This window comes from Colwellia sp. C1TZA3, from assembly GCF_007954265.1.
Lineage (GTDB): Bacteria > Pseudomonadota > Gammaproteobacteria > Enterobacterales > Alteromonadaceae > Cognaticolwellia.
This window is the reverse complement of sequence record NZ_VOLS01000032.1, coordinates 37,361-46,861: the sequence shown is the minus strand read 5'-3', so window position 1 is coordinate 46,861 and position 9,501 is coordinate 37,361. Positions and strand designations below refer to the sequence as shown.

Below are 9,501 nucleotides of genomic sequence, written 5' to 3'. Positions count from 1 at the left end.
GTTAAAATAGCTCAAGGCTGTGTTGCTCTCACTCCCAATAGCCAGCTATTGCTCAATCGAGCGCCTTACCTTGAGTTATTTTTCCTGCGCACAACAAGATCACAAACTTAATGGAACTGGTATTAGAGCGATATAACAGCAAGTAAAGAATAACAACTGGTTTATTGTGAGTTTCAAGTCTTTAAAGTATGCGACAAATTTTTTCATTTTAGGCACCTATTAATAAGTGCCGTTACATTACATAAGTAAACTTAGGGTAAGCTGAACATTAGCTTAGATTAAACTGAATATTGTATAAGAAGTTAGATGCTAATAGTGAAGTATTGCCACTGGCTATCGTTAAGGTCGAGGTCTATTTGAGTTAAATATTAGCTTTAAATTCGGGTACATTTAGGTTTACATTCAAAACACATGTACCATACTGTCTGTGTATTAAATTTTTAAAAACTATGGAGTTATGATGAAGACAACTGGATATGCAGCAAAAAGCCAAGGCGCTAAACTCACTGAGTTCTCTTTTGAACGCCGGGTTTTACGAAATAACGATGTAGAAATAGAAATTTTATACTGTGGTGTTTGCCATACAGATTTACATGCAGTACGAAACGATTGGGGTGGCAGTGATTACCCCTTAGTACCTGGACATGAAATTGTAGGTACAGTAATGTCGGTAGGTAGCGACGTTATAAAATATAAGCGGGGTGACACGGTTGCTGTTGGTTGCATGGTCGATTCATGTAAAAGTTGTGACCAATGTGATAACAACGAAGAACAGCTTTGCCGTGAGGGCATGGTTGGAACCTACGCAGGTAAAGACAGAATAAGTGGCGAGATGACCCAAGGTGGTTATTCAAAACATGTTGTTGTACGTGAAGAGTTTGTTCTCTCCGTTCCTCAGAGCCTAGAGCTTTCGCGCGTTGCACCACTATTATGTGCAGGTATTACTACCTATTCTCCGTTACACAAATGGGGCGTAAAAGCAGGCAGCCGTGTTGCAGTCGTCGGCTTAGGTGGACTTGGCCATATGGCGGTTAAAAATGCTGTCGCTATGGGAGCAACCGTTACAGTCATTGGCCGTACTGAGTCTAAAAAAGAAGACGCTATTAACCTAGGCGCACAACATTACTTAGTGTCAACAAATGATGATGAAATGGAAGGCTCAAAGTCTGCATTTGATCTAATTATTGATACGGTACCTGTAAAACATGATTTATCAATTTATACACCACTACTCGATATAGACGGTACGCTTGTTATTGTTGGTCAAATAGGTCCTGTTGACGAAGTTAACACTGTGCCGTTGTTAATGGGTCGCCGCCGTATTGCGGGTTCATTAATTGGTGGTATTAAAGAAACTCAGCAAATGCTTGATTTTTGTGGTGAAAATAAAGTATTGCCAGAATGCGAAATAATCAATATTGACGAAATAAACACAGCATATGAGCGAATGGAACGCTCTGATGTTCGCTATCGTTTTGTTATTGATATGGCGTCGTTAAGCGCATAATTATTTAATGAGTCATTAATAACTAAAACCAGTACTGCTTAGCAGCGCTGGTTTTTTTATGAGCAAGTGTAACAATAACATGGCTAACAATAACATGGCCACCCATGATTATTGGCTAAATAACAAACAATAAACTACGCTTTATTTACCCTTTCAAAATGGTAATTAAAGATGGCCAGACCAAGACAAACAATTGTTAGCCTAGACGACACGCCTTATTATCATTGTTGCTCACGGGTAGTGCGTAAAGCCTTTTTGTGTGGGATCGATAATTCAACAGGTGATAACTTTGAGCATCGGCGTGAATGGGTTGATTCTCGCATACTTGAACTTGCTACCATCTTTGCCATTGATATCTGTGCTTACGTTGTGATGAGTAATCACTTGCATGTGGTGCTAAAGGTCGATGCTGATAAAGCAAAGCACTGGTCAGATAAAGAAGTGTTAGTGCAGTGGCACAAAGGTTTTAAAGGGACATTATTGACGCAAATGTTTGTTAAGGGTGAAGACCTAAACGAATTTGAACTTAAAACAGTGAATGATTGTATTACCCAATACCGACAACGCTTGGTTGATATCAGTTGGTTTATGCGCTCCTTGAGTGAGCCAATTGCTCGAATGGCTAACAAGGAAGATAAGTGCACTGGCAGATTCTGGGAAGGGCGCTTTAAATCACAAGCATTATTAGATGAAGCCGCAGTCTTAGCTTGTATGGCCTATGTTGATTTGAATCCTATCCGTGCCAAAATGGCTACCACACCAGAAACTTCAGACTACACCAGTATTCAACGCCGAATAACCTCAGCGATAAAAGGTGAGCAACCAAAAGACTTACTACCTTTTGTCGGTAATGAACGCCAGGATATGTCAAATGGCCTGCCGTTCAGTGTTAAAGACTATATTGTGCTGGTGGAAGATACAGGGCGAATTATTAGAGAAGATAAACGCGGTGCCATTAGTGCCAGTAGCCAACACATTCTAAATAGGCTTAATATTCCAGCCGAGAACTGGCTAAAAATCACTACAGAGTTTGGCTCATTATTCAAAGGTGCAGTAGGTTCGATACCGGCATTAACAAAATATTGTGAGCATCTCGAGCGCAAACGACGACAAGGGGCATCAAACTGCCAGCGTTGGTTGTGTGCTTAAGGCTTACTATCTAAAAATCTAGAACTAACACGAATACAATACTCTCATTTTAAGCTTGATATCAATCAAGCCGACAGTGCTGCTTTGAATCTGCCACATTGCTTACTATTTTTTATCTAACGTTCAGTTTGTTGATAATTTCCGTTTAATTTATACATTTGAATAGTGCTGAAGGCTACCGTAATCAAGGTTAAAAGCAGTTATGTTAATTCATAATAAAAATGGGTGGCTATGTTTTCTTATGGCTCATTATTCAAAGGTGCAGTAGGTTCGATACCGGCATTAACAAAATATTGTGAGCATCTCGAGCGCAAACGACGACAAGGGGCATCAAACTGCCAGCGTTGGTTGTGTGCTTAAGGCTTACTATCTAAAAATCTAGAACTAACACGAATACAATACTCTCATTTTAAGCTTGATATCAATCAAGCCGACAGTGCTGCTTTGAATCTGCCACATTGCTTACTATTTTTTATCTAACGTTCAGTTTGTTGATAATTTCCGTTTAATTTATACATTTGAATAGTGCTGAAGGCTACCGTAATCAAGGTTAAAAGCAGTTATGTTAATTCATAATAAAAATGGGTGGCTATGTTTTCTTAGCTATGTTTTCTTATAGCTATGTTTTCTTACAATGTTTTTCTTGAAATAAAATAAAAAAATAATCATAATAACTCACATTAAGTAAGCCTAAAGTGCAACAAAAAATAGTCACTTTTCCCATCAACTTTTGGAAGATTTAAAACACTGACAAACCTCTTTTATCTTACTAATGTATAAAGTTATTAGAGAAGGAGGAGAGAAAAACCCCCTGATTACTAAGCGATTAAGACACGTGGTTTAAGCGGTTTTGTTAGTTAGTATTCATCCCTTAACATATTATGGCACAGCTATGTCTCTTCCTCTCGTTACCCATCCACACTACAGTTATTTATTTAAGGAAGCGCATCGTTTCCCTATGCAAAAATTTCGTCTCTTGCATGAGTGCTTGCAAGAGCAGGGAATTGCTAGCGCGGCAAATACTTATCGGCCAGGCACCGCCAAGCGGCAATTACTTGAAGGGACACACTGCCCCGATTATTTGACGCGATTTATTAATAACACTATGGAAAAACCTGAGTTGCGACGCATGGGGCTGCCTTGGAGTGAGGGACTTGTAAAACGCACGCTTATCTCACCAGTGGGTACTTTACTCGCTTGTCAACTTGCTTTAAAAAAAGGAATTGCTTGCCATTTAGCAGGTGGAACCCACCATGCGCACTATGACTTTGCTTCAGGTTTTTGTATCCTTAATGATTTAGCCATTGCTGCAAAAACCTTACTGCTGCAGGGAAAAGTTAAGAAAGTACTGATCTTTGATGCCGATGTGCACCAGGGCGATGGCACTGCGAGGATTTTAGCTAATCAGGGGAATGTATTTACTTGCTCGGTACATTGCGAAAAAAACTTCCCCACGCGAAAAGCGCAGAGTGACTTGGATATTAATATTGGCAAAGGTACCTCTACCGACTCTTATTTAGAGAGTATGGCTCAAGGGTTTGAGGAAGCTATTAGATTAGCTCAGCCAGATTTTATTATTTACGATGCTGGCGTCGATGTTTTTACCGATGACCCCCTAGGGTTACTCAACGTCAGTTTAGCAGGAATTAGAGCGCGTGATAAATACGTATTAAATAGGTGTGTAGAGTTAAATATTCCGGTGGCTACTGTTATAGGTGGAGGCTACGATAAAGATGAGAAGGCCTTGGCTCAAAGACATGCTATTGCAGTACAAGAGGCTTCGAAATTGTTCGACATATTACACGCCTAACCTCAGGTTAGAAAAAGTTCTAATTACCAAGGGATTAATACGTATGATCCCCCACAAGTCATTAGGCCACCCACATCAATACTATTGGCTTTACGCTTTTGATAACGGTAATAGTTATTACTTTTTACACCCAGTACGTGACACATTAGCGCCACTGGCCAGATCTTCTTATGTTGGGCAATAAACGCGTATTTTACTTCTTTTTTTTGGCAAAGAAGACCGTCGCTTTTTTTAAGATCTCACGCTCCATTTTAAGACGTTTTACTTGTGCTTTTAAGTTTCTGATTTCTTCTTGCTCAGGTGTCAGTTTGCCGTTACCACGAAAAGCGTAACCATCATCGTTGTCAGCTTCCTTGATCCAACGACCAAGCATCTTGGGATTGACCCCTAAGTTTCTAGCGGCTTCAGCTTGAGAATAATCTTGGTCACGACTAAAGCAATAGCGTCGATTTTAAATTCTTTGAATACTTTTTACGTTTTGTCATTTTTTATCTCCAGTTAAGTTCATTATACCAGTTCCATTAAGTTTGTGATCTTGTTGTGCGCAGGAAAAATAACTCAAGGTAAGGCGCTCGATTGAGCAATAGCTAGCTATTGGGATTGAGAGCAACACAGCCTTGAGCTATTTTAATTAGTACAAGTGAGCAATAACTTAATGGGATTGGTATTACTCCTTAACTAGCTAGTTGAATCCATTAAACCATGTCAGATTTTTACTTAAATTATTGTAGTGTGTAGTATAAACTTTTAATAACTGTCACTTAATAACTGTCACTTAATCACTGGAATTTGTTGACAGAAAATATAATGAAAGGATAGGGGGCATCAGGATAATATTCTATTTCATCTATTTAAAAACTGTTATTGCATTGAATATAAACAGGGGTTATGCGAATATTCGTCCTAAGTATAATATTTTGTTGGTTTCTTGTGATTTTTAACTGCTCTAAAACATTAATGGTATTGCTGGTATGTTTGACTTTTGTGGGTCAGGCAATGGCGTCTGCTATGATGCCTTACCACATGATAGGTATGGCAGGAATGACGGCACAGTCACAAGATATGCCGATGACAGCTCACAGTAACCATAATATGGCCAGTGATGCTGTTGATGATACAACAGAGTCAACAGAAGATTGTTGTACTCAAGTATGTAACTGCTTTATGGGGGGCTGCTCAAGTGTTGCTGCTTTCATGAAGAACCTATCAAGTGATGCACCAATCGCTGACTTACCCGCCAAAATACTTTCCCATTCTACTTTGGCGTTAAGCCAACAAGCTAGATCATTATATCGTCCGCCAATATTAAGCTAAATACAGCATAAATGTTTCCAAAAATCGGTTCATTTATAACGAACGTCTGTATTAGGCTTTTTGATTTTGTGTGGGTATAAGCACTTCTAACTTCATCAAAAATAACCTAGTTAATTAAAAAATATTAATTAATATCCCTATTGGGGGGGTTATGTTTTCCAATAAATTTCCTTTAAAATTTATAACTACCTTTGTTGTAGTCATTGCGCTTGCAAGCTGTTCAGATAAAGAAGCTGCTACGGCTAAAACTCACAAGGCTACCTCGCAATCTATTGTCCTAGATGTATATAAAAGTCCGACATGTGGCTGTTGTAAAAAGTGGATAAGTCATATCAATGATAATGGTTTTGAATCTAAAGTTCATAGCTCTCAAAATTTTTCAGTCATTAAAGAAGAAAAAGGCATAGCGCCTAGATATCGCTCTTGTCATAGCGCTATTTCAAAAGAGGGTTATGTGTTTGAAGGACATGTACCGGCAAAATTCATCCAACAATTTATGCAAGAGACACACACCGATGATGTTATTGGCTTATCCGTTCCCGCTATGCCTGTAGGCACACCAGGAATGGAAGTTGATGACAAGTTTCAGCCTTACAGAGTCCTACTTTTGAAGTCGAATGGTACGGATGAAATTTATGCCAATGTTCAATCGTATAAGGAACAATTCTAATGAATAAACTTAACCAGCACAGTAAATTTGCTCTCAAGTTTAGTATTAAGCTTGGTGCAGGGGTTTTAGCTTTTTCTGTTTTTTACCTTAGTGCGGCTCAGTCTCCTGTGATGAGTGATAGCACTGCTTTATCTTTTAAAAATGCCATTGCAATGGCTCAAGAAAATGACCCTTGGTTAACGGGCAATAAACATAAACAAAGGGCCGTTGAATTAATGAGTACGGCGGTAAATACCTTACCCAATCCTAAGGTGTCTATTGGTTTGGCTAACTTGCCAACTAACGGCTTTAATTTTACTCAAGAAGGCATGACACAGGCCAAGGTGGGCATTGCACAAATGTTTCCTCGTGGAGATACTTTAGCGATTAAAAGCCAACAATTAAAAACGCAAAGTGAAGCGTTTCCCTATCAAAGAAAAGACCGAGAATCAAAAGTAGCGGTTACGGTAGGAAGTTTATGGTTGGACGCTTATCGAATTCAGCAAAGTATTGCCTTAATTGAAAAGAACAGGTCGTTGTTCGAGCAGTTAGCCGATGTAGCAACAGCAAACTATTCGTCGGCGTTAGGTAAAATTCGTCAACAAGATATTGTTCGAGCACAAGTAGAGCTAACACGTTTAGAAGATAGGTTAGCGCAACTGGTACAACAGAAAAGCGGTTTTTTTGGCATGCTTACTCAATGGTTGAGCCAATTTTATAGCGAAAATAGTGCAGATGAACCGGTATTATTAGCCTCCGAATTTTCTTTACATAAGTTAGTGCTTAGTCAAGAATTGCCTGAAATAGGCTTAATTAACCATACTTTAGTCGCCAAAGAAACCTGGCTTGAGCCAAGAGCGTTAATTCCATACTTTTCAAACCATCCTGCGGTTATGGCGTTAGAAAAAAACATCAAGGCGACTAAAACAGGCATTAAATTAGCGCAGCAAAAATATCAAGCTGAATGGGGCATAAACGCAAGTTATGGCTATCGAGCCAATGATCCTATGGGCAGCAGCCGAGCTGATTTATTCTCTGTTGGTGTGACCTTTGATCTGCCAATTTTTACTCATAATCGACAAGATAAAGAAGTGCAATCAGCGGTATCTGCAACAGCAGCGGTGAAGACTGACAAAATTTTATTACTCAGACAATTATTGGCTGCTTATTCAAGTGCCAAAGGCAGATTATTACGCTTAAAAGAGCGACAAACGCTTTATAAATTTAAGTTACTCCCTCAAATACACGATCAAGCAGCAGCCTCTTTATCTGCCTATACCAACGACGATGGTGACTTTGCTGAAGTTGTGCGTTCACGAATTGCTGTGCTAAATACTGAAATAGACCTACTAACACTGAACGTAGAAGAACAGAAAATAGGCTTAGAGCTTAATTATCTTTTTATCGGCAGTCTCAATACGGCAGACACCTACAACAAATCTAATTTAATTAATAACAATCAAACTGTTGTTTATTCGGGACAAAAATAATGAGTAAAAATATCATAAACAATAATATTCAAACCATCATTATTGGCATGGTTATTGGCTCAATACTCACTCTGGGTGCTTATAGTTTTATAGTTCCTGCAGAAAATGAGCAAGCCAATAGCGCTAAAACGGCTGAGAAAAAACCGCTTTATTGGGTGGCGCCGATGGATGCAAATTATATCAAAGACAAGCCAGGTAAATCACCTATGGGTATGGATTTAGTGCCGGTTTATGACGATGATGGCAAAGGACCTAATGAAGGTGTTGGTACCATCCGTATTTCTCCTGATGTGGAGAATAACTTAGGTGTAAGAACAGCTATAGCGAACTTTAGCTCACTGCACAGTGAAATAAACACCATGGGCTATATTACTTTTGATGAAAGAAAAATTGTTCATATTCATCCACGTGTTCAAGGTTGGATAGAAAAGCTCTATGTTAAGGCGGTAGGTGATCCTGTTAAGAAAAATCAAGCACTTTATGATATTTACTCGCCTGAGTTAGTCAATGCTCAAGAGGAATTATTATTGGCATTAGAGCGGAAAAACAGTCGCTTAATCACTGCGGCTGAAAATAGACTGATGGCATTGCAGTTACCTCAGTCGGCGATTGTAAAGCTGAAAAAAACCAAGCAAGTTCAGCAAAAAATAACTTTTTACGCACCGCAAAATGGTGTGGTAAAAATGCTAAACATACGTGAAGGTTTTTTTGTTAAGCCGGATACTACTTTGTTGTCAATTGGCGACTTGTCTGAAGTTTGGCTTGAAGCAGAAGTTTTTGAACGACAAGCGCACCAAGTTAAAACTGGTACACCGGTCACTATGACATTAGATTATTTACCCGGTAGAACATGGCAAGGGCAAGTAGATTTTATTTACCCAACGCTCGATGCTAAAACACGAACGGTGAAAGTACGCTCACATTTTAGCAATGAAGAGGGTGAGTTGAAGCCTAATATGTTTGCACAAATTGTTATCCATTCTACCGGTGATGAACAAGCGTTGTTAATTCCACAAGAAGCTCTGATTAGAACGGGTAAGCAAAATAGAGTGGTGCTAGCTTTGGGTGAAGGTAGTTTTAAATCTATTGCCGTCACTGTAGGTCGATATGACCGCGATAATGTTGAAATACTTAGCGGACTTGATGCTGGTGAAAAAGTGGTTAGCTCAGCGCAATTTTTATTAGATTCAGAATCAAGTAAATCATCTGATTTTAAACGTATGCATCATGAAGCTGACCAAGCAGAGCCTAGCCAAGACAAGCCGAGCGAAATGGATATGAGTAACAGCGCTTCTGTTGACACAGTTTCCTCAGCGACTGTCAACGGTACAGTCGTTAACGTAATGGCTGCTCATAGAATGGTCACCATTGACCGTGAAGCCATCGTAAAATGGGACCGTGCAGCAGGCAGAGTTGACTTTATGGTTGATGACAATGTTGATATGGCCTTATTTTCAAATAATGCTTATGTCATGTTCACCTTTGAAATACGTGAGGGCATTTTTATTATTGTCAGTGCGATGACAATGCCTAAAACTGACGCGGTAATGAAAAATACTGCAAACGACAAAGGAGCATAATA

7 protein-coding genes and 2 pseudogenes are annotated in these 9,501 nt (G+C 39.2%); 8 read left to right on the top strand and 1 reads right to left on the bottom strand.

Going from position 1 to position 9,501, the window contains the following annotated elements:
• Positions 1-460: 460 nt before the first annotated feature.
• The 4 genes and pseudogenes from ESZ39_RS10820 to ESZ39_RS10805 all read left to right on the top strand — a co-directional run bounded on the left by ESZ39_RS10820 (position 461) and on the right by ESZ39_RS10805 (position 4,466).
• Positions 461-1,507: an NAD(P)-dependent alcohol dehydrogenase gene (locus tag ESZ39_RS10820; protein ID WP_146879924.1), complete on the top strand. Its 1,047-nt coding sequence runs from the start codon at positions 461-463 to the stop codon at positions 1,505-1,507.
• Positions 1,508-1,678: 171 nt separating this feature from the next.
• Positions 1,679-2,656: a transposase gene (locus ESZ39_RS10815; protein ID WP_146879922.1), complete on the top strand. Its 978-nt coding sequence runs from the start codon at positions 1,679-1,681 to the stop codon at positions 2,654-2,656.
• Between the two features lie 240 nt (positions 2,657-2,896).
• Positions 2,897-3,016: pseudogene (locus ESZ39_RS18050) on the top strand (transposase); the annotation flags it as partial.
• Positions 3,017-3,548: 532 nt separating this feature from the next.
• Positions 3,549-4,466 carry a histone deacetylase gene (locus ESZ39_RS10805; RefSeq protein ID WP_146879921.1) on the top strand — a complete coding sequence of 306 codons (918 nt, stop codon included), beginning with the start codon at positions 3,549-3,551 and terminating at the stop codon, positions 4,464-4,466.
• An 89-nt stretch (positions 4,467-4,555) separates the two neighbouring features.
• On the opposite strand, the pseudogene ESZ39_RS18045 reads toward ESZ39_RS10805, so the two are convergent.
• Positions 4,556-4,951: pseudogene (locus ESZ39_RS18045) on the bottom strand (transposase); the annotation flags it as partial.
• Positions 4,952-5,462: 511 nt separating this feature from the next.
• On the opposite strand from ESZ39_RS18045, the gene ESZ39_RS10795 reads away from it, so the two are divergent.
• The 4 genes from ESZ39_RS10795 to ESZ39_RS10780 all read left to right on the top strand — a co-directional run bounded on the left by ESZ39_RS10795 (position 5,463) and on the right by ESZ39_RS10780 (position 9,499).
• Complete coding sequence (locus ESZ39_RS10795; protein WP_223270350.1) at positions 5,463-5,780, top strand: hypothetical protein; 318 nt, start codon at positions 5,463-5,465, stop codon at positions 5,778-5,780.
• 151 nt (positions 5,781-5,931) lie between these two features.
• Complete coding sequence (locus tag ESZ39_RS10790) at positions 5,932-6,450, top strand: DUF411 domain-containing protein (protein ID WP_146879918.1); 519 nt, start codon at positions 5,932-5,934, stop codon at positions 6,448-6,450.
• Positions 6,450-7,919 (top strand): TolC family protein, encoded by a 1,470-nt coding sequence (locus ESZ39_RS10785; RefSeq protein ID WP_146879917.1) that lies wholly within the window; start codon positions 6,450-6,452, stop codon positions 7,917-7,919. Before ESZ39_RS10790 ends, ESZ39_RS10785 begins: the two co-directional genes overlap by 1 nt.
• Positions 7,919-9,499: an efflux RND transporter periplasmic adaptor subunit gene (locus ESZ39_RS10780; RefSeq protein WP_191321761.1), complete on the top strand. Its 1,581-nt coding sequence runs from the start codon at positions 7,919-7,921 to the stop codon at positions 9,497-9,499. Before ESZ39_RS10785 ends, ESZ39_RS10780 begins: the two co-directional genes overlap by 1 nt.
• The last annotated feature ends 2 nt before the right edge of the window (positions 9,500-9,501 follow it).